The 21,221-nt window shown below is 42.8% G+C and carries 26 protein-coding genes; 20 read left to right on the top strand and 6 right to left on the bottom strand.

Features of this window, described 5'->3' with window-relative positions:
- The first annotated feature begins 35 nt into the window (after positions 1-35).
- The 3 genes from hflK to BSQ33_RS07050 are packed head-to-tail and all read left to right on the top strand — an operon-like array spanning position 36 to position 2,459.
- Positions 36-1,232, top strand: a complete 1,197-nt coding sequence (gene hflK / locus BSQ33_RS07060; RefSeq protein ID WP_021021728.1) for an FtsH protease activity modulator HflK — start codon at positions 36-38, stop codon at positions 1,230-1,232.
- A gap of 2 nt (positions 1,233-1,234) precedes the next feature.
- Positions 1,235-2,212 (top strand): protease modulator HflC, encoded by a 978-nt coding sequence (gene hflC / locus BSQ33_RS07055; RefSeq protein WP_021021727.1) that lies wholly within the window; start codon positions 1,235-1,237, stop codon positions 2,210-2,212.
- A 58-nt stretch (positions 2,213-2,270) separates the two neighbouring features.
- Positions 2,271-2,459 (top strand): DUF2065 domain-containing protein, encoded by a 189-nt coding sequence (locus BSQ33_RS07050; RefSeq protein ID WP_021021726.1) that lies wholly within the window; start codon positions 2,271-2,273, stop codon positions 2,457-2,459.
- A gap of 32 nt (positions 2,460-2,491) precedes the next feature.
- Here the strand turns inward: BSQ33_RS07050 and BSQ33_RS07045 are convergent, their stop codons facing one another.
- On the bottom strand, positions 2,492-2,719 hold the full coding sequence (locus tag BSQ33_RS07045) for a SlyX family protein (RefSeq protein ID WP_027694400.1): 228 nt from the start codon (positions 2,717-2,719) through the stop codon (positions 2,492-2,494).
- A 4-nt stretch (positions 2,720-2,723) separates the two neighbouring features.
- Positions 2,724-3,704 (bottom strand): WD40 repeat domain-containing protein, encoded by a 981-nt coding sequence (locus tag BSQ33_RS07040; RefSeq protein WP_027694399.1) that lies wholly within the window; start codon positions 3,702-3,704, stop codon positions 2,724-2,726.
- A 138-nt stretch (positions 3,705-3,842) separates the two neighbouring features.
- Here BSQ33_RS07040 and fkpA point away from each other — a divergent pair, with 138 nt between their 5' ends.
- The 15 genes from fkpA (at position 3,843) to rplI (ending at position 13,728) form a co-directional block, all read left to right on the top strand.
- A complete protein-coding gene (fkpA, locus tag BSQ33_RS07035) occupies positions 3,843-4,628 on the top strand; it encodes an FKBP-type peptidyl-prolyl cis-trans isomerase (protein ID WP_021021724.1) in 786 nt (261 codons plus the stop codon).
- A 192-nt stretch (positions 4,629-4,820) separates the two neighbouring features.
- Positions 4,821-5,543, top strand: a complete 723-nt coding sequence (locus BSQ33_RS07030) for a helix-turn-helix transcriptional regulator (RefSeq protein ID WP_021021723.1) — start codon at positions 4,821-4,823, stop codon at positions 5,541-5,543.
- Positions 5,540-5,935, top strand: coding sequence for a sulfurtransferase complex subunit TusD (gene tusD, locus BSQ33_RS07025; protein ID WP_021021722.1), 396 nt, complete (start codon positions 5,540-5,542; stop codon positions 5,933-5,935). Before BSQ33_RS07030 ends, tusD begins: the two co-directional genes overlap by 4 nt.
- Positions 5,932-6,288, top strand: a complete 357-nt coding sequence (tusC, locus tag BSQ33_RS07020; protein ID WP_021021721.1) for a sulfurtransferase complex subunit TusC — start codon at positions 5,932-5,934, stop codon at positions 6,286-6,288. The genes tusD and tusC overlap by 4 nt, the downstream gene beginning before the upstream one ends.
- 8 nt (positions 6,289-6,296) lie before the next feature.
- Complete coding sequence (gene tusB, locus BSQ33_RS07015; protein WP_088133728.1) at positions 6,297-6,572, top strand: sulfurtransferase complex subunit TusB; 276 nt, start codon at positions 6,297-6,299, stop codon at positions 6,570-6,572.
- Between the two features lie 134 nt (positions 6,573-6,706).
- A complete protein-coding gene (gene rpsL / locus BSQ33_RS07010; RefSeq protein ID WP_038181303.1) occupies positions 6,707-7,081 on the top strand; it encodes a 30S ribosomal protein S12 in 375 nt (124 codons plus the stop codon).
- Between the two features lie 111 nt (positions 7,082-7,192).
- The gene (gene rpsG, locus BSQ33_RS07005; protein WP_088133727.1) at positions 7,193-7,663 is read left to right on the top strand and encodes a 30S ribosomal protein S7; all 471 of its coding nucleotides are present in this window, start codon (positions 7,193-7,195) and stop codon (positions 7,661-7,663) included.
- Positions 7,664-7,738: 75 nt separating this feature from the next.
- Positions 7,739-9,835, top strand: coding sequence for an elongation factor G (gene fusA, locus BSQ33_RS07000; protein ID WP_021021758.1), 2,097 nt, complete (start codon positions 7,739-7,741; stop codon positions 9,833-9,835).
- Positions 9,836-9,977: 142 nt separating this feature from the next.
- Positions 9,978-11,162 (top strand): elongation factor Tu, encoded by a 1,185-nt coding sequence (gene tuf, locus BSQ33_RS06995; RefSeq protein WP_021021757.1) that lies wholly within the window; start codon positions 9,978-9,980, stop codon positions 11,160-11,162.
- A gap of 195 nt (positions 11,163-11,357) precedes the next feature.
- Positions 11,358-11,546, top strand: a complete 189-nt coding sequence (locus tag BSQ33_RS06990; protein WP_088133726.1) for a (2Fe-2S)-binding protein — start codon at positions 11,358-11,360, stop codon at positions 11,544-11,546.
- Positions 11,547-11,635: 89 nt separating this feature from the next.
- Complete coding sequence (bfr, locus tag BSQ33_RS06985) at positions 11,636-12,112, top strand: bacterioferritin (protein WP_021021812.1); 477 nt, start codon at positions 11,636-11,638, stop codon at positions 12,110-12,112.
- A 195-nt stretch (positions 12,113-12,307) separates the two neighbouring features.
- Entirely contained in the window at positions 12,308-12,691 is a 384-nt protein-coding gene (gene rpsF / locus BSQ33_RS06980) for a 30S ribosomal protein S6 (RefSeq protein WP_021021813.1), read from the top strand.
- Between the two features lie 8 nt (positions 12,692-12,699).
- Positions 12,700-13,002 (top strand): primosomal replication protein N, encoded by a 303-nt coding sequence (priB, locus tag BSQ33_RS06975; protein ID WP_021021814.1) that lies wholly within the window; start codon positions 12,700-12,702, stop codon positions 13,000-13,002.
- A 15-nt stretch (positions 13,003-13,017) separates the two neighbouring features.
- Positions 13,018-13,245: a 30S ribosomal protein S18 gene (gene rpsR, locus BSQ33_RS06970; protein WP_000090471.1), complete on the top strand. Its 228-nt coding sequence runs from the start codon at positions 13,018-13,020 to the stop codon at positions 13,243-13,245.
- A 33-nt stretch (positions 13,246-13,278) separates the two neighbouring features.
- The gene (gene rplI, locus BSQ33_RS06965; RefSeq protein WP_021021815.1) at positions 13,279-13,728 is read left to right on the top strand and encodes a 50S ribosomal protein L9; all 450 of its coding nucleotides are present in this window, start codon (positions 13,279-13,281) and stop codon (positions 13,726-13,728) included.
- An 87-nt stretch (positions 13,729-13,815) separates the two neighbouring features.
- Here rplI and BSQ33_RS06960 read toward each other — a convergent pair whose 3' ends face one another.
- Positions 13,816-14,571, bottom strand: a complete 756-nt coding sequence (locus BSQ33_RS06960) for a DUF481 domain-containing protein (protein ID WP_198298166.1) — start codon at positions 14,569-14,571, stop codon at positions 13,816-13,818.
- Between the two features lie 154 nt (positions 14,572-14,725).
- Between BSQ33_RS06960 and BSQ33_RS06955 the strand changes: the two genes are divergently transcribed.
- Positions 14,726-16,138, top strand: a complete 1,413-nt coding sequence (locus tag BSQ33_RS06955) for a replicative DNA helicase (RefSeq protein WP_021021817.1) — start codon at positions 14,726-14,728, stop codon at positions 16,136-16,138.
- Positions 16,139-16,193: 55 nt separating this feature from the next.
- On the opposite strand, the gene BSQ33_RS06950 is transcribed toward BSQ33_RS06955, so the two are convergent.
- The gene (locus BSQ33_RS06950) at positions 16,194-16,613 is read right to left on the bottom strand and encodes a secondary thiamine-phosphate synthase enzyme YjbQ (protein ID WP_088133724.1); all 420 of its coding nucleotides are present in this window, start codon (positions 16,611-16,613) and stop codon (positions 16,194-16,196) included.
- A 309-nt stretch (positions 16,614-16,922) separates the two neighbouring features.
- Between BSQ33_RS06950 and pgi the strand changes: the two genes are divergently transcribed.
- Positions 16,923-18,572 (top strand): glucose-6-phosphate isomerase, encoded by a 1,650-nt coding sequence (gene pgi / locus BSQ33_RS06945; RefSeq protein ID WP_088133723.1) that lies wholly within the window; start codon positions 16,923-16,925, stop codon positions 18,570-18,572.
- A gap of 84 nt (positions 18,573-18,656) precedes the next feature.
- On the opposite strand, the gene BSQ33_RS06940 is transcribed toward pgi, so the two are convergent.
- Together BSQ33_RS06940 and zur are read right to left on the bottom strand one after the other, a co-directional pair.
- Entirely contained in the window at positions 18,657-19,118 is a 462-nt protein-coding gene (locus tag BSQ33_RS06940) for a chemotaxis protein CheX (protein ID WP_021021820.1), read from the bottom strand.
- Positions 19,108-19,590 carry a zinc uptake transcriptional repressor Zur gene (gene zur, locus BSQ33_RS06935; protein WP_027694417.1) on the bottom strand — a complete coding sequence of 161 codons (483 nt, stop codon included), beginning with the start codon at positions 19,588-19,590 and terminating at the stop codon, positions 19,108-19,110. Before zur ends, BSQ33_RS06940 begins: the two co-directional genes overlap by 11 nt.
- Positions 19,591-21,221: the final 1,631 nt, after the last annotated feature.

Raw genomic sequence — 21,221 nt, 5'->3', positions numbered from 1 at the left:
CAGTATAACGTCATATCAAATGATGGAGATTACTAATGGCGTGGAATGAGCCTGGTAATAACAACGGTAATGGTAATAATGACCGTGATAAAGATCCGTGGGGCAATAAGGACCATGGTGACCGTGGTGGACGTGATCAGGGGCCACCGGATCTAGATGAAGTCTTCAATAAATTGAGCCAAAAAATTAGCGGTAAATTTGGTAAGAAAGGAGGCGGCAACAAAGGATCCTCTTTTCCCGGTGGTGGTTCTATTGGATTTGGAATCATTGCTGTTATCGCCGTTGCAGTTTGGTTTTTCTCCGGATTTTATACCATCGGTGAAGCTGAGCGAGGCGTGTTACTGAGATTGGGTAAGTTCGATCACATCGTTAATCCAGGTCTGAACTGGCGAGCTCGCTTTATTGATGAAGTCGAACCTGTCAATGTGCAGGCCATTCGTTCATTACGGGCGCAGGGGCTGATGCTGACAAAAGATGAGAATGTGGTCACCGTCGGAATGGATATTCAGTATCGAGTGGCGGATCCATATAAGTATCTCTATCAAGTCACGAGTGCTGATGATAGTTTACGTCAAGCGACAGACTCTGCATTGCGCGCTGTCATTGGTGATTCACTGATGGATAGTATTTTGACCAGTGGTCGTCAGAAGATTCGCGAAACGACGCAAAACACATTGAATGAAATCATTAAGAAATATGATATGGGCTTAATGATTGTTGATGTGAACTTCCAGTCGGCCCGCCCACCGGAGCAGGTTAAAGATGCATTTGATGACGCAATTGCAGCCCGAGAGGATGAAGAACGCTTCATTCGTGAAGCTGAAGCCTATAAAAATGAGGTGCTTCCTAAAGCGACTGGTCGTGCAGAGCGTTTGAAAAAAGAAGCGCAAGGGTATAGTGAACGGGTATTAAATGAAGCCACCGGTCGGGTTGCTCAGTTTGAAAAATTACTTCCTGAATATAAAGCAGCACCGGAAGTAACAAGAAACCGTTTGTACCTTGATACGATGCAAGCTGTTTATACTCATTCATCGAAAATTCTGATTGATTCGAAATCGAGCGGTAACTTGCTCTATCTGCCAATTGATAAATTATCAGGGCAAGGCGACACGCAGACTAAGAGAGATTTGAAATCATCTCCACTCTATGATCATATCGAACTTGAATCACAGAAAAGTGGTAAGCAAGATGAATCTCAGCCACGCACTGGTTCACGGCAAGGGAGATACTAAGAATGCGTAAGTTAATAATCCCTGTATTGGTGCTATTTCTGATTGTTTTTCTCATGTCTGTATTTGTCATTCATGAAGGAGAGCGCGGCATCGTTGTTCGTTTTGGTCGAATTTTAAAAGATGGCGAAATTGCACGAGTCTATGAACCGGGACTGCATTTTAAAATGCCGTTATTTGACCGAGTCAAAGTGCTTGAAGCCCGAATTCAGACAATGGATGGTCGTTCAGACCGGTTTGTAACCGCAGAGAAGAAAGATGTCATCATCGATTCTTATGTGAAGTGGCGGATTCAGAATTTTGGTACCTATTATCTGGCAACCGGGGGCGGGAGTGCTTTAACTGCTCAAGCGCTGTTGGAAAGAAAGGTAACCGACGTCTTACGTTCTGAAATCGGGTCTCGGGAGATTAAACAGATCGTATCCGGTCCATTAAATGATGATGTCCTGCCTGATAGCGAAGATGCGGAAGTTGTAACCACGGAAGCGGCAAAGGAAGCTTTGAAAATAGATGGTCAGCGTGACCAGATTATGGAAGAAGTTTTGTTGAGTACCCGTGAAAGTGCAATGAAAGATTTAGGCGTCTACGTTGTTGATTTTCGAATGAAAAAAATCAACCTGCCGGATGAGATTAGTGAGTCTATCTACAAGCGGATGAGAGCTGAGCGTGAGTCTGTCGCGCGTAAACACCGTTCACAAGGTCGTGAGAAGGCTGAAATCATCAAGGCTCAGGCTGAGCTTGAAGTGGCCACGATTCTTGCAGAAGCTGATAAAACGGCTCGTGTAACGCGTGGTGAAGCCGATGCGAAAGCTGCTAAAATTTATGCAGACTCATACAGTCAGGCGCCTGAATTCTTTACTTTCATGCGTTCTTTAAAGGCTTATGAAGAGTCTTTCGGCCAGAAAAGCGATATTTTGGTACTTGACCCGGATAGCGAGTTTTTCCGCTATATGAAGAATTCAAAGGGCAAAAGTACTAAATAAGTACCAAGCATAGTATAAAGGCTCCTTTCGGAGCCTTTATTTTTTGGAATTCAATTTTATGTCTCATTCAATATGGTTGGCAGTCGGTTTATTGCTGATTGCTGAAGGACTTGGTCCATTGCTCATACCCAATGGCTGGCGTCGAATGCTTTCCCAGTTAAGCCAGCAGCCGAATTCTCTGCTACGGCGCATCGGTGGCTGTTTAGTTGTCGCTGGGATTGTGATTGTCTATTTTTATCTGTATTAGATTAATGAGAGTTTGACTGATTCATAGTCATCTCAATAATGAGGCGGTGGTGTCTCTTGAGATGGATCGGCCATTGGTGATTCGTTCACGTTCTTGAGCTTCCCTGCGATGAACTTCATCTGGTCCTGCATCCGGGAAATGGTTTGCTGTTGTTGGCTGAGAGCTTGATTGAGCGCTTCGATGGTATCTTCCTGAAATGCCAATTGGCACTCCAAATCATTGATTCGAGCTTCTAGTCGTTCTACTTCTTCTGCGGCCATTTTATTACTCATCCAATTCCCAAGCTTCTGCAATACCAGCAGAACTTGCTGATATAACATGATGTTGTTGATCAAAGGCAACATCATACACGACAGAACGTGGTGGTGGATCCACTTTTGGTGGTTCCGTTGAAAATTTAGCAAGTTGTTTGCCGCTTTGTGTATCCCAAACCGCAACATAACCGGAAGGCGTTCCGGTTATGAGTTGCGTCCCGTCATCAGAGAATCGCACTGTAGAAAAAATGAGTTGTCTAGCAAAACTGTGGAGATGGGAGACTTCCTGACCGGAATGTAAATCCCAAACTCTGGCTTCATTTCCGCCATCAGATGTAAATGCGAAATTTCCGTCTCTCTGCAATGCCACTCGAACAACGCGTTGTTCATGTTCAAATTTTCTTAGTATTTGGCCGGATTTTGTGTCCCATAGATAGGCCTGATAATCATTACCACCGGTTAGGGCAAAGCGACCATTGGGCGATAATGCAACGGAGTTCACTTTCTCGTGATGTGCAAGGAACTCCATGCGTCTTCCGCTGACTAAGTCCACGTAAATTGCTTTACCGTTGGATAGACCCATCAGAACTTGTTCGCCGTCTTTTGAAAGATCAATATCTCTGATGAGTCCATCCGAAATGGACCAGAGCCCTTTAGACTGTGCCCAGGCTAAGTCCCAGACTGCGAAATTATTCTGTCCGGCTGTTACGGCATAGCGATCGTTGTCTGAAATTCTTATTTGGGTCACAGTGCTGTTTTGTTGATCGAGGGAGCCCAGTAGTGCGAGTCGTTTGTTTTCAGAAAGATCCCAAAGCTGGAGCTGATTTTTTTGAGAATAGGTTAGGGCGAATCTACCGTCTCGGCTCAAACCAAAAGCAGTTGCTCCTTCTGGGGTGATCTCCCATTTTTGAATAGGAGATGTGAAGAAAAAGCACCCATTTAACGTCACACTGACAATTAACATGAATAGATAAAGGGAAAATATTCGCATCAGTCTGAATTTCCATTGAGAGTTAAAGACATTCGGATCACATCACGTTATATTTGTATAACAATGTGTTGCTCATCAATTTTAGTCAAGAAATTATGAGTAATTACAAAAGGTTTGCCCACGTATTTGGAGAATTGAATGAAATCATTGTTAAAAGTATCGTTTCTTGCTGCCGCTGTGATGCTTGCAGCAGGCTGTCAAGATGAAGGAAAACAAGAAACACAAGCTGCCACTCAGGATGCTGCCAAACCAGCAGCGGTTGAATTTAAGACAGATGATGAAAAAGCAGCTTATGCTATTGGTGTCTCTTTTGCGAATTATCTGAGTACAAGTCTTGAAAAGCCAAAAGAGTATGGTATTACGCTAGACAAAGATCTTGTGTTGCAAGGAATTCAAAACGCATTTGCTGATAAATCAGCGATGACAGATGAAGATGCTCGTAAAGCATTGGAAGATTTCGATAAGCGACTCAATACACTGGCAACAACAAAAGCCAAAGAAAAGTCAGCAGCGAACAAAAAAGCGGGTGATGATTTCCGTGCCAAGTTCGAAAAACAAGACGGTGTGAAGAAAACGAAATCAGGTCTGTTGTATCAAGTGATCACGAAAGGCACTGGTAAATCACCAAAAGCAACAGATACGGTTCAAGTCCACTATAAAGGGACACTGATCGATGGTACTCAGTTCGATAGTTCTTATGATCGTGGTGAACCAGCGACATTCCCACTGGATCGCGTGATCCCAGGTTGGACAGAGGGTGTTCAACTGATGAAAGTTGGCGCTAAGTACAAGTTTGTTATTCCACCAGAACTGGCTTATGGCGACAGAGATACTCCATCAATTCCTGCAGATTCAACACTAGTATTTGAAGTTGAATTGTTGAAAGTTGAAAAAGCGGATGACGCTAAGAAAACCAGTAAATAATTAGCTGTGATGGTGAAATAGTCATTCAAGCTATTTCTAGGCAATGAAAAAGACCTGATTTATCAGGTCTTTTTTTTATTTGTCGTCATAAAATTGTTTTAAATCAGTTGTTGATACGATAGCTTAGCGATACTTTAAAATTTTCTGATAAACTTACATTCATTTGTTGATATTTTTGAAGGCTGGAACAACGTGGCGACGACAGAGACACTCAATGCTGACATGTTACTGGAAATGGAATCTGTGCATGTAAAACCGTTTACAGAGCATGATAAAATCATTCTCCGTTCTTATGAGGCAATTGTAGATGGTCTGGCAAGCCTGATCGGTCCTTTTTGTGAAATCGTATTGCATTCACTGGAAGACTTGAATACTTCTGCTATCAAAATTGCTAATGGTGAGAATACCGGGCGCCAGGTCGGTTCTCCAATTACGGATTTAGCGTTGAAGATGCTGAAAGATATAGAAGGGTCAGAACGGAATTTTTCCCGCTCTTATTTTACCCGGGCAAAAGGTGGTGTCTTAATGAAATCCATCACGATTGCTATCCGTAACGGTGAAAATCGGGTGATTGGATTACTCTGTATTAATGTCAATCTTGATGCGCCATTTTCTCAAATTCTACAGTCATTTATGCCAAATCAAGATGCACAAGATGCGGCATCATCAGTTAACTTTGCCAGTGATGTTGAAGAGCTGGTGGATCAGACCGTCGAGCGAACTATCGAAGAAATCAATGCGGATAAATCAGTATCGAATAATACGAAGAACCGACAGATTGTGATGGCGTTATTCGATAAAGGTATCTTTGATATTAAAGATGCGATCAATCGTGTTGCTGCTCGTCTGAATATATCGAAACATACGGTGTATCTCTATATTCGTCAGCGTAAAACTGAGGATGATGAAAAATGAGTGTTCTGACTTACACGTTGGTGGTCAATGGGCCACTATACGGTACTCAGTCAGCCCGGAGTGCTTATCAATTTGCGCGTGCTTTGATTGAGAAAGGTCACACACTGGTCAGTGTGTTTTTCTATCAGGATGGTGTGACAAATGGAACCTCATTATCAGTCCCTGCCAATGATGAATTCGATCTTGCCAAAGCTTGGCAACATTTAGCGAAAGAGCATGGTGTCAGTCTTGAAACCTGTGTTGCAGCGTCTTTGAGACGTGGCGTTTTGAGCGAAAAAGAAGCGACCCAACATTGTGTATTTAAAGATAATCTGGCCGATGAGTTTGTGCAGGCTGGTTTGGGGAGTTTAGCTGAAGCCATGTTGACACAAGATAGGATCATACAGTTTTGAATCGTTTGATTTATGTTTTTCATCACGCACCTCACGGCCGAAGTTCCGGAAGAGAAGGGGTTGATGCGCTGTTAGCGGCCTCTGCTTATAGTGAAAATATTGCTGTCGTTTTTATGGGGGATGGTGTGTTACAACTTCTGCAGGGACAAGAAACAGACGATATCCTTTGTAAAGATTATGCACCGATGCTTAAACTACTCGACCTGTATGATATTGATCAGGTCTTTGTCTCTGAGTCAGCGTTATTGCAGCGTGGAGTGACGCAAGATGATTTGATCATCCCTGTGACCACTGTACAGGATCAAAGCATGATAGAGATTCTGCATCAGGCTGATAAAATTTTGAGTTTTTGAGGCATTTTATGCTACATGTGATTAAAACAGACGCTGCATTGAAGCGAGTTCATCCCTTCTATTCTGAGCAAGATTCCATCTTATTAATCGAAGACGCAGTTTATGCTGCAAACCCTTTGCACTATGCGTTTGAGTTGCTGTCGGGAAAAACCGTGTTTGTTTTACAGGCCGATGCAAAAGCCCGAGGAATTCACCACCGTATCAGTCCTTCAACAACGATAACTGATTATCTCGGGTTTGTTGAATTGACGGAACAGCACCATAGTACAATGACTTGGGAATGATATTTCCTGCCAATCTAAAAAAAAACTGTATATTTCTTGACACATCTAGCCGCGGTGCATAGAATTTTGCGTCCCTATTTGTATAGGGTATAGATTTTTCACAAGCTTACTTTCAGTAAATCAGGAGCTAGTTAATGGCAACTATTAACCAGTTGGTTCGCAAACCTCGTGTGAAGCAAGTTGCAAAAAGCAACGTGCCAGCACTAGAAGCGTGCCCACAAAAACGTGGTGTATGTACTCGTGTATACACTACTACACCAAAAAAACCTAACTCAGCACTTCGTAAAGTATGTCGTGTACGTTTAACTAACGGTTTTGAAGTTACTTCATATATCGGTGGTGAAGGTCACAACCTACAAGAGCACAGTGTTGTTTTGATCCGTGGTGGTCGTGTTAAAGACCTTCCGGGTGTTCGTTACCACACTGTTCGTGGCGCACTTGACTGTGCAGGTGTTAATGACCGTAAACAAGGTCGTTCTAAGTACGGTGTGAAGCGTCCTAAGTCTTAATGTTTCTCTGTTGAAATAAGCGTTAAGTAAGGCCAAACACTAATTTAAATATTAATTTTTGAAGAAACTGAAAAGTTTTGGATAACCTGAAGAAGACAACGGAGAATATCCATGCCACGTCGTCGCGTAATTGGTCAGCGTAAGATCCTTCCAGATCCAAAGTTCAAGTCTGAACTGCTGGCAAAATTCGTCAACATCCTTATGGTTGACGGAAAGAAATCAGTTGCAGAAAAGATTGTTTATACTGCATTAGATACTATGGCTGAGAAATCTGGTAAAGATCACTTAGCTGTATTTGAAGAAGCTCTTGAAAATGTTCGCCCAGCGGTAGAGGTTAAATCTCGTCGTGTGGGTGGTTCAACTTACCAAGTTCCTGTTGAAGTACGTCCGGTTCGCCGTAACGCACTTGCTATGCGTTGGTTGGTTGAAGCTGCGCGTAAGCGTGGTGAGAAATCTATGGCTGGTCGTCTGGCTGCTGAAATGCTAGATGCTGCTGAAAACAAAGGCTCTGCGGTTAAGAAACGTGAAGACGTTCACCGTATGGCTGAAGCAAACAAAGCGTTTGCTCATTACCGTTGGTAATACCTCCTGTACTGCGGGGATACCCGCAGTACTTTTCTATTTTCTAAGGTCCACCTTAGTTAAGAGGATACAACCGTGGCTCGTAAAACTCCTATCGAGCGCTACCGTAACATCGGTATATGTGCTCATGTAGACGCAGGAAAGACAACCACTACTGAGCGTATTCTGTTCTACACCGGCCTGTCTCATAAAATTGGCGAAGTTCACGATGGTGCAGCAACCATGGACTGGATGGAGCAAGAGCAGGAACGCGGTATCACCATTACCTCTGCTGCGACGACCACATTCTGGCGTGGTATGCAGGCGCAATTCCCCGATCATCGTATCAACATTATCGATACTCCCGGACACGTTGACTTCACCATTGAGGTTGAGCGTTCTCTCCGTGTACTTGATGGTGCAGTGGTCGTTTTTTGTGGTTCCTCTGGTGTTGAACCTCAGTCTGAGACAGTATGGCGTCAGGCGGATAAATATCATGTTCCGAGACTCGTTTTCGTGAATAAGATGGACCGTGCTGGTGCAGATTTCTTGCGTGTGGTAAATCAAATTAAAGATCGACTAGGCGCAACCCCTGTACCGATTCAATTGAATATCGGTGCAGAAGATGAATTTAAAGGTGTTATTGATCTGTTCAAGATGAAAGCCATTAACTGGACTGAAGAAGACCAGGGAATGACTTTCACTCATGAAGATATCCCAGCCGATATGCTCGAACTCGCTGAAGAATGGCGTAGCCATATGGTGGAGTCCGCTGCTGAAGCGAATGAAGAGCTGATGGATAAATACCTTGAAGAGGGTGAATTAAGCGAAGACGAGATTAAGCTCGGTTTGCGAACTCGCACTCTAAATAATGAGATTGTTCTGGCGACTTGCGGTAGTGCATTTAAGAACAAAGGGGTTCAGGCCGTACTGGATGCTGTGATTGAATTTTTGCCGTCACCGATCGATGTTCCATCGATTAAAGGTATTGATGAGCGTGAAAATGATGTTGAGCGTCACGCGGATGACTCAGAACCCTTTTCAGCACTTGCATTTAAGATCGCAACAGACCCATTTGTTGGTACTCTGACCTTTGTTCGGGTCTATTCCGGTGTATTAAACTCCGGGGATGCTGTCTATAACTCGGTCAAAGAAAAACGTGAACGAGTTGGACGTATTGTCCAGATGCATTCGAACAAACGTGAAGAAGTCAAAGAAGTTCGTGCCGGTGATATCGCTGCTGCGATTGGCTTGAAAGATGTAACAACAGGGGACACGCTTTGCGATCAAAATCATAAGGTTATTCTGGAACGAATGGAATTTCCTCAACCTGTGATTCAAATCGCTGTAGAACCCCGCTCTAAAGCTGATCAGGAAAAAATGGGGATTGCCCTCGGAAAACTGGCAGCTGAAGATCCATCATTCCGTGTTGAAACGGACGCTGAAACTGGCCAGACATTGATATCAGGCATGGGTGAACTTCACCTAGATATCATTGTAGATCGGATGAAGCGTGAATTTAGTGTGGATTGCAACGTGGGTAAACCTCAGGTTGCTTATCGTGAAACCATTCGTGGTCAAACGGAAGTCGAAGGCAAGTTTGTTCGCCAGTCAGGGGGACGAGGTCAATATGGTCATGTGTGGCTAAAAATTGAGCCCTCTGAACCCGGTGAAGGCTTTGTTTTTGTCGACGAAATTGTGGGTGGGACGATTCCGAAGGAATTCATTAACCCGGTCGCAAAAGGTATCGAGGAACAAATGAACAATGGTGTGCTCGCTGGTTATCCTGTCTTGGATATCAAAGCGACACTCTTTGATGGTTCATTCCACGATGTCGATTCAAGTGAGATGGCGTTTAAGATCGCTGGCTCAATGGCATTCAAGAAAGGTGCGCTGCAAGCGAACCCGGTTATTCTTGAACCGCTAATGAAAGTTGAAGTAACTACTCCGGAAGATTGGATGGGTGATGTTGTGGGTGACTTGAATCGTCGCCGCGGCCTTATCGAAGGTATGGATGATGGTCCGGCAGGGCTGAAGATTATACATGCTAAAGTCCCACTTTCTGAGATGTTTGGTTACGCAACTGATCTGCGTTCTGCGACGCAAGGGCGTGCTTCGTATTCAATGGAGTTTTCTGAGTACGCAGAAGTGCCGAAAAATATTGCTGATGCAATTGTCGCTGAGCGTGGTTAACCTTTATTTGTCGATAAAACACAGGTATTGGTTAATAACGAATCTATTGCGTTGACGAACGTTGACGCATAAAATAGCAATTTCTGGCGCACTTTAGGTGTACGTTACTTAGAGTGAATCATAACTAGGAAGGAACACGATCGTGTCTAAAGAAAAATTTGAACGTACGAAACCGCACGTAAACGTTGGTACTATCGGCCACGTTGACCACGGTAAAACAACACTAACTGCAGCAATCTGTACAGTGCTTTCTAAAGTATACGGCGGATCAGCACGTGACTTTGCGTCAATCGATAACGCACCAGAAGAGCGTGAGCGCGGTATCACAATCGCGACTTCACACGTAGAGTACGATACACCGACACGTCACTACGCACACGTAGACTGCCCAGGGCACGCTGACTATGTTAAAAACATGATCACCGGTGCGGCACAGATGGACGGTGGTATCCTAGTTGTAGCAGCGACAGATGGTCCAATGCCTCAGACACGTGAGCACATCTTGCTAGGTCGTCAGGTAGGTATTCCTTACATCATCGTATTCATGAACAAATGTGACATGGTTGATGATGAAGAGCTGCTTGAGCTGGTAGAAATGGAAGTACGTGAATTGCTTTCAGAATACGATTTCCCAGGAGACGATCTGCCAGTGATTCAGGGTTCTGCACTGGGCGCACTGAACGGTGAAGCGCAATGGGAAGAGAAAATCGTAGAGTTAGCGACAGCACTTGACGAATACATTCCAGAGCCAGAGCGTGTGATTGACCAAGCATTCCTGCTGCCAATCGAAGATGTATTCTCAATCCAGGGCCGTGGAACAGTTGTTACAGGTCGTGTAGAGCAAGGTATCATCCGAGTTGGTGACGAAGTTGAAATCGTTGGTGTCAAAGATACGACGAAGACAACGTGTACAGGTGTAGAGATGTTCCGTAAGCTGCTTGACGAAGGTCGTGCAGGTGAGAACGTTGGTGTGTTACTGCGTGGAACGAAGCGTGATGAAGTAGAACGTGGTCAAGTCTTGGCGAAACCAGGTTCAATCACACCGCACACGAAGTTTGAATCAGAAGTATACGTGTTGTCGAAAGATGAAGGTGGTCGTCATACGCCATTCTTCAAAGGTTATCGTCCACAGTTCTACTTCCGTACAACAGACGTAACAGGTAGCATCGAGCTTCCAGAAGGCGTAGAGATGGTGATGCCAGGCGATAACGTGAAAATGGTTGTCGAACTGATTGCACCAATCGCGATGGATGAAGGTCTGCGCTTTGCGATCCGTGAAGGTGGTCGTACAGTTGGTGCTGGTGTTGTAGCAAAAATCTTTGCATAATGATTTAAGCTAACACAAGTTAAAAAAAGGGAAGCCATTGGCTTCCCTTTTTTATTACTATCTCGAGAGGTCGTGCCAAGACGGTCAGATGATTGTGGTACGCATGATTCTATATCGAGCAATACTTAATTATGGAAATAGTAACGATTATCGTTTATATTTTCATTGTGTGTTGCTATATAGTGTTGTGCCATTATGATTGTTTGTCTCTGTCATTCTGTTTCTGATAAAAAGCTGCGTAATCTCATTCTTGAAGATGGCATTAGCGATATGAAAGGAATTCGGCGCTGTACTGCATTAGGGACTCAATGCGGGAAGTGTGTCCGTCAGGCAAAGGAGATCTTGAATGAAACCGTTGCATCTCAGTATCAACAAGTAAGTTAGTTAAAACTAATTATCTGTTTTTACAGATTAAAATTTGACACTTCTCTGTTGGGTTCTAAAGTTAATAGAGCCAAAGAGGATGTTTTGTCATGAAAGGCGATCCAATAATTATTCAACATCTGAACAAAATTCTGGCCAATGAGCTGATTGCAATCAACCAGTATTTCTTACATGCACGAATGTATAAAGATTGGGGACTTAAACAGTTAGCAGACAAAGAGTACCATGAATCAATTGATGAAATGAAACATGCTGATCACTTGATTGAACGGATACTCTTTTTAGAAGGGCTCCCGAATTTACAGGATTTAGGAAAGCTTCTGATTGGTGAAGATACCAAGGAAATGCTCGAATGTGATCTCAAATTAGAGATGACTGCGATCCCTGATTTGAAAGAGGCAATCGCTTATGCTGAAAATATTCGTGATTATGTTTCCAGAGACCTGTTTCTAGACATCTTAGCAGATGAAGAGGAGCATGTAGATTGGCTTGAAACCCAGCTTGGTTTGATTGAAATGACGGGTCTAGAGAACTATCTTCAGGCTCAATTTGTTGATGAAGATTAGTGTTATTGATACAACGGACGAACAAGGCGTTCGTCCTTTATTTTATGGTGCCTCCAAGTCATATTTCTCTTGCTAATACTGCCTCCTTTCTGTACTATTCGACCTCTTAAATTCCTGGTCACTTATTTACCGTTCCTTGCTTCCTCTGGACGACCGGGCCAAATGTGGAAGCTGAATAATCCGTAAGGAGCAAACATGCGTCATTACGAAATCGTATTCATGGTGCACCCAGATCAAAGCGAGCAAGTTGCTGGCATGATCGAGCGTTACACTGGTTCTATCACTGAAGCCGGCGGTACTATTCACCGTCTGGAAGATTGGGGACGTCGTCAACTTGCATACCCAATTAACAAACTGCACAAAGCGCACTATGTTCTGATGAACGTAGAAGCTGAGCAGTCAGTTGTTGATGAACTGGAAACTGCTTTCCGTTTTAACGATGCAGTTCTGCGTAACATGATTATGCGTACTAAGTCTGCTGTGACTGAACCATCAATCATGCTGAAAGCTCGTGAAGAGCGTTCTAAGCGTGAAGAAGTGAAATCAGAAGAAAACAACAGTGCAGACGTTGCTGAGTAATTGATTCTATGACCAATCGGATGGAACTTAGCGGTACGATTGTCAAGCATCCCATTCGAAGCCAGAGTCCGTCAGGTATCGAACATTGTCGCTTTTGGTTAGAACATCGTTCGGTTGCTGTTGAAGCGGATTTACCTAGGCAGGTTTATTGTCGTATGCCCGTCGTGGTTAGTGGTCAACGGTCAAAGTCTTTCACTCACAACTTAGTACAGGGCAGTAGTATCAAGGTAAGTGGTTTTGTTACTTACCAGACCGACCGAAATGGTGTGGGAAAATTGGTGCTCCATGCTCAAGAGATTACTCAAATTTAGATCAGGAGATAGCCCATGGCTCGTTTCTTCCGTCGTCGTAAATTCTGCCGTTTTACTGCAGAAGGCGTCCAAGAGATTGATTACAAAGATGTAGCAACTCTTAAAAACTATATTACTGAAGCTGGTAAAATCGTACCAAGCCGTATCACTGGTACTAGCGCTAAATATCAGCGTCAGCTAGCTCGTGCTATTAAGCGTGCTCGCTACCTAGCTCTATTGCCATACACTGACAAACATCAGTAATCGGCACCGTTTATTAAGAAAGAGGATTAAACAATGCAAGTTATTCTACTTGATAAAATCGGTAACCTAGGTGGTCTTGGTGATACAGTCAACGTAAAATCTGGTTATGCTCGTAACTTTCTTATCCCTCAAGGTAAAGCAGTTATGGCAACTAAAGCAAACGTTGAGATGTTTGAGCACCGTCGTGCCGAATTAGAAGCTCAAGTCGCTGAGCAACTCGCTGCTGCACAATCACGCGCTGACCAAGTAAACGCTCTGGAAGCTGTTGTGATTGCATCAAAAGCTGGTGAAGAAGGTAAACTGTTCGGTTCTATCGGTACTCGCGATATTGCTGATGCAGTGACTGCTGCTGGTGTTCAAGTGAGCAAAAGTGAAGTTCGTCTTCCTGAAGGCGCGCTACGCAATGTTGGCGAGTATGACATCAGCATCCAACTTCATTCTGAAGTGTTTGCAGACGTTAAACTACAGGTTGTTGCTGAATAGTTATCCAGTTGCTCCAGTATTGAAAAACACCAGCTTATGCTGGTGTTTTTTTATGTTTTCAAAACATAGAAAATATTGTTTTAGCATTCAGAAATGGTAGACAACATTGATTGACGTTGCGCTGTCCGCTTTTTTGAGACTATCAGGGACGCGTGAGTGATATGAACGAGAGTAATCCAGCTTCAAAGCAAGATTTTGCGTAATATCATTGGTCAGATTGATTTTGGTAGTCAGCAATGTGTTGCTATCTCCTGAGACAACGGTGACATCTCCGCCCAGCGTCACTGTTTTTGTCAGACTCCAATCGATTCTGGCATTTCCTCGGGCAATTGGTTCTCTCACCGTTTCAGGGAAAATTAGATCATCATCATCGAGTTCATCGAGGTTTGGTTTTTGATATCGATAACCCGGACCGATTTCAAGCTCAACGGTTAGCATATCAGTATGTGTCAGCTGATAACCGTAACCTGCCGAGAAGGTATAGTCCTTAAAATAAGCACTATATTTAGAATCAATCCCATTGAAGCTACCATACACATAACCTTTTGGACTGACTTTGTAGTCAGACTGGAGTGTATAGGTCGATTTTCTTTTGTATTCACCGCCATATTTATCCAGTCGGTAAAACTCCCATTTGCCTGTTGTCCGGTGCCTCCCTTCGGTGTATTCAGCCATTATATTCACATTGAGCGATTCTGTATTTGTATTCCCTGCATGCCTTTGATAGCCGAGCTCGACCTGACCCTGAAGCGGAGCTGGCATTTCTTGTTCTGTTGATTCTTCTTCTGCATGAACAGCACTGATAATACAAAGACTGAAGGGCATCAGCCAACACCTAAGCACACGAAACCTCTAGAAACTAACCATTAAGCTAAAGACAATACTAGAGTGGATGGCCCAGTCAATAGTCAGTTCTGGGTTAATTCTGCATGAGATAATTACAAATTCTATATTCTCGTTATAATGGGCACACTTTGTTGTGTTATTGAGAAAAGTCATGGTTAATTCCAAGTTTGAAAACAGAAATCGTAAGCAAACTGACGCACAAGTTGAAGGCATTAAAATGCCTCCCCATTCGCTAGAAGCGGAGCAATCCGTTCTGGGAGGACTGTTGCTGGATAATGAGCGGTGGGACACCGTGGCCGAACGTGTGGTGACCAGTGATTTTTTCAGCCGACCACACCGTTTGATTTTTGATGGTATTAAATCAATTCTGGAAGGCGGCAAACCACTTGATTTGATTACACTCTCTGAGTTTCTGGAACAGCGTGAGCAACTGGATGATGTCGGTGGTTTTGCCTATCTGACCGATCTTGCCAAAAATACGCCAAGTGCTGCAAATATCAACGCCTATGCAGATATTGTTGCTGAACGGGCTTTGGTCCGTAATCTGATTGGTGTGGCCAATGAGATTGCCGATGCAGGCTATGATCCCCAGGGGCGCAGTTCAGAAGATTTGCTAGACTTTGCTGAAAGTAAAGTCTTTGCAATTGCAGAGTCGAGAACCAATGAAAATGAAGGCCCACAAAATGTTGATTCGATTCTGGAGAAAACATTAGAAAGAATCGAAATCTTGTACAAAAGTCCTCAGGATGGTGTCACTGGCGTCAATACCGGCTTTACTGACTTGAACAAGAAAACGGCTGGATTGCAGTCTTCCGACCTAATCATTGTTGCTGCTCGTCCATCGATGGGGAAAACAACGTTCGCGATGAACTTGTGTGAAAACGCAGCGATGGAGCAAGACAAACCGGTGCTCATCTTTTCTTTGGAGATGCCTTCTGAGCAGATCATGATGAGGATGCTGGCATCGCTATCTCGTGTCGATCAAACCAAAATACGAACCGGTAATCTGGATGATGAGGATTGGGCCAGAATTTCTTCCACCATGGGCATTCTCATGGAGAAGAAAAATATGTTCATCGATGACAGCTCAGGGCTGACACCTACAGAACTTCGCTCACGTGCTCGTCGGGTTGCCCGAGAGCATGGCGGGTTATCATTAATCATGGTGGACTACCTGCAATTAATGCGTGTTCCGGCACTGTCTGATAACCGGACTTTGGAAATTGCAGAAATATCGCGTTCCCTGAAAGCGTTGGCGAAAGAGTTAAATGTGCCTGTGGTTGCCCTTTCCCAGTTAAACCGCTCTCTGGAGCAGCGGGCAGACAAGCGACCCGTTAACTCGGATCTGAGGGAGTCAGGATCTATCGAGCAGGATGCGGATTTGATTATGTTTATTTACCGTGATGAAGTTTACCATCCGGATAGTGCGATGAAAGGAACTGCCGAAATCATACTTGGTAAGCAGCGGAACGGTCCGATTGGTTCGGTGCGCTTAACGTTCCAAGGCCAATACTCTCGTTTCGACAACTACGCAGGGCCTGCGTTTGATTTTGATGATGAGTGATCATTTCACTCATCCAATTTTTCGTATCAAACCAAGCTTTAGAATGAAATTGCGGTTACTCTCCTGAAATGGTCGCAACGATCCGTCGTTGTCCACCATGATTCCGATGTTCCCCTAAATAGATCCCCTGCCAGATTCCCATGGCCAGTTCCCCTTGAGTAATCGGGATCGTCAGGCTTGCCCCAAGTGTTGATGATTTAATATGAGCAGGCATATCGTCATCACCTTCATAGGTATGCTGATAGTAGGGGGCTTTTTCCGGAACGCTACGATTAAAGTGAGCCTCCATATCAAGACGAACCGTTGGATCTGCGTTTTCATTTATGCTTAAACTGGCTGATGTATGCTGAATAAATAAATGGAGCAGCCCGATGGAAATTGATTGAATTTGAGGGAGTTGTTCGACAACTTCGTCGGTAATCAGGTGAAATCCGCGCTGTTTCTCCTGAAGATAGATGATGGTTTGTGACCACATTGTAAGCACCTATTAGAACGATTGTTAATTTCACTCGTGTCTGTATAGTGGGGTGTTTCTAGTTACCGTACAATCACTTTTTTGTACCAATGGAATAAAAATTGACTCGTTTGATTTGAGCTAAAACATAATTTCGCTCTGAAAATTAAGTATAATCAGCGAATCGGATACAAATCGGGATATGGCTGTGACCTCGTTAGATGAATTGGTACATTAGCTACAATTGATTTGTTTTTTGTCTCTGGAATTCTGTAACGATCACTCATGCTGCTCGGCAGAATAGGACCTATTAAATTCGGGATAGATACCATGCTAAAAAATATCAACCCAACAGAAACTCAGGCTTGGAAAGCACTGTCTGCTCATTTTGAATCGATGAAAGGTGTTGACTTAAAAACACTTTTCAATCAAGACAGTCAGCGCTTTGAAACGTTCTCGCAACGTTTTGGCGATGATATTCTGGTCGATTATTCTAAAAACCTCATCAATGAAGAGACCGTGAAACTCTTGTTGGCTCTGGCGGAAGAAACAGACCTGAAAAGCGCAATTGAAGCCATGTTCAGTGGTGAAAAAATTAACCGGACAGAAGATCGGTCTGTTTTGCATGTGGCGCTGCGGAATCGTTCTAATACACCGATTTATTCAGATGGTGAAGACGTGATGCCAGCAGTGAATGCGGTACTGGAGAAAATGAAATACTTTTCCGAACGTATCATCTCTGGTGAGTGGAAAGGGTATACCGGCAAAGCGATCACTGATGTTGTCAATATCGGTATCGGTGGTTCTGACTTAGGGCCATATATGGTGACAGAAGCGCTGAAGCCTTATAAGAATCACCTCAACATGCATTTTGTCTCCAATGTTGATGGGACGCATATTGCTGAAGTACTCAAGCAGGTTAATCCAGAAACAACATTATTCCTCGTTGCATCCAAAACATTTACTACGCAGGAAACCATGACCAATGCCCACACCGCGCGCGATTGGTTTCTTGCGGAAGCAAAAGATGAATCTCAAGTCGCAAAACATTTTGCAGCGCTTTCAACCAATGCTGAAGCGGTTTCTGCTTTTGGTATTGATACCGACAATATGTTTGAATTCTGGAGCTGGGTTGGGGGGCGTTATTCGTTGTGGTCTGCAATCGGTCTATCAATTATTTTGGGGATCGGTTTTGACAATTTTGTTGAATTGCTCTCTGGTGCGCATGAGGTTGATCAGGCATTTGCTTCGACGCCATTTGAAGAAAATATCCCGGTATTGTTGGCTCTGATTGGCATTTGGTACAACAACTTCTATGGTGCGGAATCAGAAGCGATCCTGCCTTATGATCAATACATGCATCGGTTTGCTGCTTATTTCCAGCAAGGAAATATGGAATCAAATGGTAAGTATGTTGATCGTAATGGTCAGCCAGTTGATTATCAAACAGGGCCGATTATCTGGGGTGAACCGGGAACTAATGGTCAACATGCTTTCTATCAGTTGATTCACCAAGGCACAAAAATGATTCCTTGTGATTTCATTGCACCTGCGATTTCACATAATCCGACATCGGATCATCATCCAAAACTGTTATCTAACTTCTTTGCGCAGACAGAAGCTTTAGCGTTTGGTAAAACGACAGAGCAAGTAGAAGCTGAGTTTATTGCTGCTGGTAAAACAGCTGAGGAAGTTGCTGAGCTTGTACCGTTTAAAGTATTTGAAGGGAACCGTCCGACCAACTCAATTCTGGTCAAGCAAATTACACCACGGGTACTGGGTCAGTTGATTGCGATCTATGAACATAAAATCTTTACACAGGGCGTAATCTGGAACATCTTCACTTTTGATCAGTGGGGCGTTGAGCTGGGTAAACAGTTGGCAAATGCAATTTTGCCTGAGCTGGAAAGTGATGAGCAAGTGACATCTCATGATAGTTCAACCAATGGACTGATTAATGCGTATAAAGCATTACGTTAAGACTGAACATTTTGCGTGATGCAAAAAAACAAACAGGGGATGGTAACGCCATCTCCTGTTTTTACATCGTTACAAATCAGAAAATTACTCGAAGCAGATTTCGATAAATGCATTTCCCCACGCAGAGGTGAAAGGCATGATAATAATCGCACCTTCGCATTTATGGCGAATAGTATGACCGCGCCCAGATACAACAACGGGGGTTGCCATATTGAAATCAAAGCCACTTTCAGCAAGAATTCTTTTGGCCCCGCCAGTCACCATGTTGGTGATTTCACCCACCATATCGGTCACTTCTTCATTCAAGCCATTCGGGCGTTCGCCCAACATGTTCTGCATGATTTCCAATGCGAGGCTTTCATCAAAAGTAATCGACATCGATCCTCGGGTTTGATCTCCGACCATACCGATCAGACCCGAAATGTCACCTCGGGCAATTTCATCTTTCTTGACTCTTGGCTTCTGAGGTTTTAATTCAAGTGAAGCCATTGTTTTTAATACGTTCATCAGAGACGCTAAAAACGGATTTACAAACTCAGCGCGCATAATCTTTTACTGTATCTCTCTTTGTTTCTGAGGAGCACGTTTGGCAAATTCCATGAGATTCAATGACATGGTTTGTAATCTTAAATCCGTGCTTCTCTGCATTATGTTCCAGTGATAAGACCAATGTCTCATCCTGAAGTTCGGTCACATCACTACATTGTTTGCAGATTAAAAGATGTGAGAAGTGTTTATGAGCATTACAAGAGCAACATGAAATGTAGCTGTTTGTTGATTCTACGCGGTGGATGAAGCCTTGCCCCATCAGGAAATCGAGTGCCCGGTAAACGGTTGGTGGTTTCGCCTGCGGTTCGCTTTGCTGTAGCGCTTCAAGCAGCTCATAGGCACTGGATGCTTTCCTACTGGAACAGATAAGCTCAAAGACCTGTTTGCGTTGAGAAGTCAACCTGACACCTCTTGCTGCGCATATCTCTTCTATCTGTTTTGTTAAACTGTGGTCCAAATTCATCACCATAACCACTGGAGTCTTTTAATAATATACTATTTCAACTGTAATATCGTTCAACTTTTCTAATATTTCCTAGCGGCTGTTGACCTTTCGTGATGGTTTTTGCAGCAATTTGTCGTGCATTTAGTCAAGACAGGTCATGTGAAGTGTAGCGATCTACATGAACCATGACCTAACGCTGGATAAATGAGCGACCAATGCTGCCCAGAGGGTTCATCTGAACGAGTCTTGCTCTTTGTTGCGGGTCATTTGCTTCGGATAGCTAAGCGGTATGCCCCGCGCCGCGATCAATACCTGTTCAGATTGAACAAAATTCAACCACGAAAGGTCAACTGCCCCTAGTGTAACAGCAATCATCCTGTCAGTAGAGTAACATTCTCTCAGATGGTTTCATTTATCTTTTCCTCCTGAGAGAAAATACAGCTGTCTGACTCAGCTCTTTTATACCGTATATCCCAATTAATAGCCTTGTTTGTGATCCAATTTATTTCAAAATCATGTTGCCATCCTGAACGCATCAGACGTATCAGAGCCCTGTTGTGATTCATATCTCTCTTCAATATCAGTGGGACTGATGCATGGTGTGATGTCTGAGCGAATCGGGTTCAAGGAAGAGGGTTTGAGTCTTTTATTACCCAAATGTGAATATTTATTATGACTGTTTATCACTAGAAGATGGGGGTAAGAGCAGTTGAGCATGGGGCGCTTTTATTATTATTTTCTATTAAATTAAAGAGGTTTTTTATCTTTTTCTAATTTAATGATTTTTTTTGAATGGTGTGAGTTTAATAATCCGACGGTGTCTATATACACATTTAATATGTATTTTTTGTGAAATTTTTCACCAAATAGCATATTAAATACATTTCATTTGGTTATTTTTTTTGAGTTTTTACACTAATTTTAGTAGCGGTATCGATATGTATAATAAATATATCAACAGCGTTATTTTTCGTCCGCTATCTATTTAATGTTATTTTTGTCATTGAGCTCCTTTATTCAATGCTATGTGAAAAAGTGTGTTTTAAATTAAAAGATCAGAGCATATAGCTGATGAGTTTATATTTAGTCTGTATTTTCATGATTGCTATGAAAAATTGTGAAAATCTTATAGTTATTATTGAGATTGATCAAACTTTTTAAAAATAGTCATTATTTGGGTTGAGAATTATAGAATGTAGGATAGTACGACGGTAAAGACTATTTTGATGAATGTGTTGTTTATTTGAATTTTTTTGGTTGTTTATTCTGTCTTTTAGTTAATTATTTTTAATATATTCTTATTTTTGTTCTGGTTAGACCATGGATCGAAGTATGATTCTTTTGTATTTATAATTTTTTGGTATTTTTGATTTTCTATATCTCTATGTTTTTTAATGATTATTCTATTTTTTGTGCAAAATTTACCCTATGAATGTGACTTGCGTTCCGCTAAATTTTCTTTGAATTTTATTATATAAAAATATCACTATCTATTCATGAGTTGTTCGGTATTTGCGTGGTTTATCCAAGAGTTTGAGTGTATTTTTGATTCTTTTATCATTATATGTGAATGATTATTGGTGTTTTTGATATTTATAATTTTGTTATTTTAATCTGTATTTATGTATCACCGTCATTTTTAGTATGACAGCATG

It is taken from the genome of Vibrio gazogenes (assembly GCF_002196515.1).
GTDB lineage: Bacteria > Pseudomonadota > Gammaproteobacteria > Enterobacterales > Vibrionaceae > Vibrio > Vibrio gazogenes_A.
The sequence above is the reverse complement of the archived record's forward strand: the minus strand, read 5'-3'. Positions and strand labels throughout refer to the sequence as shown.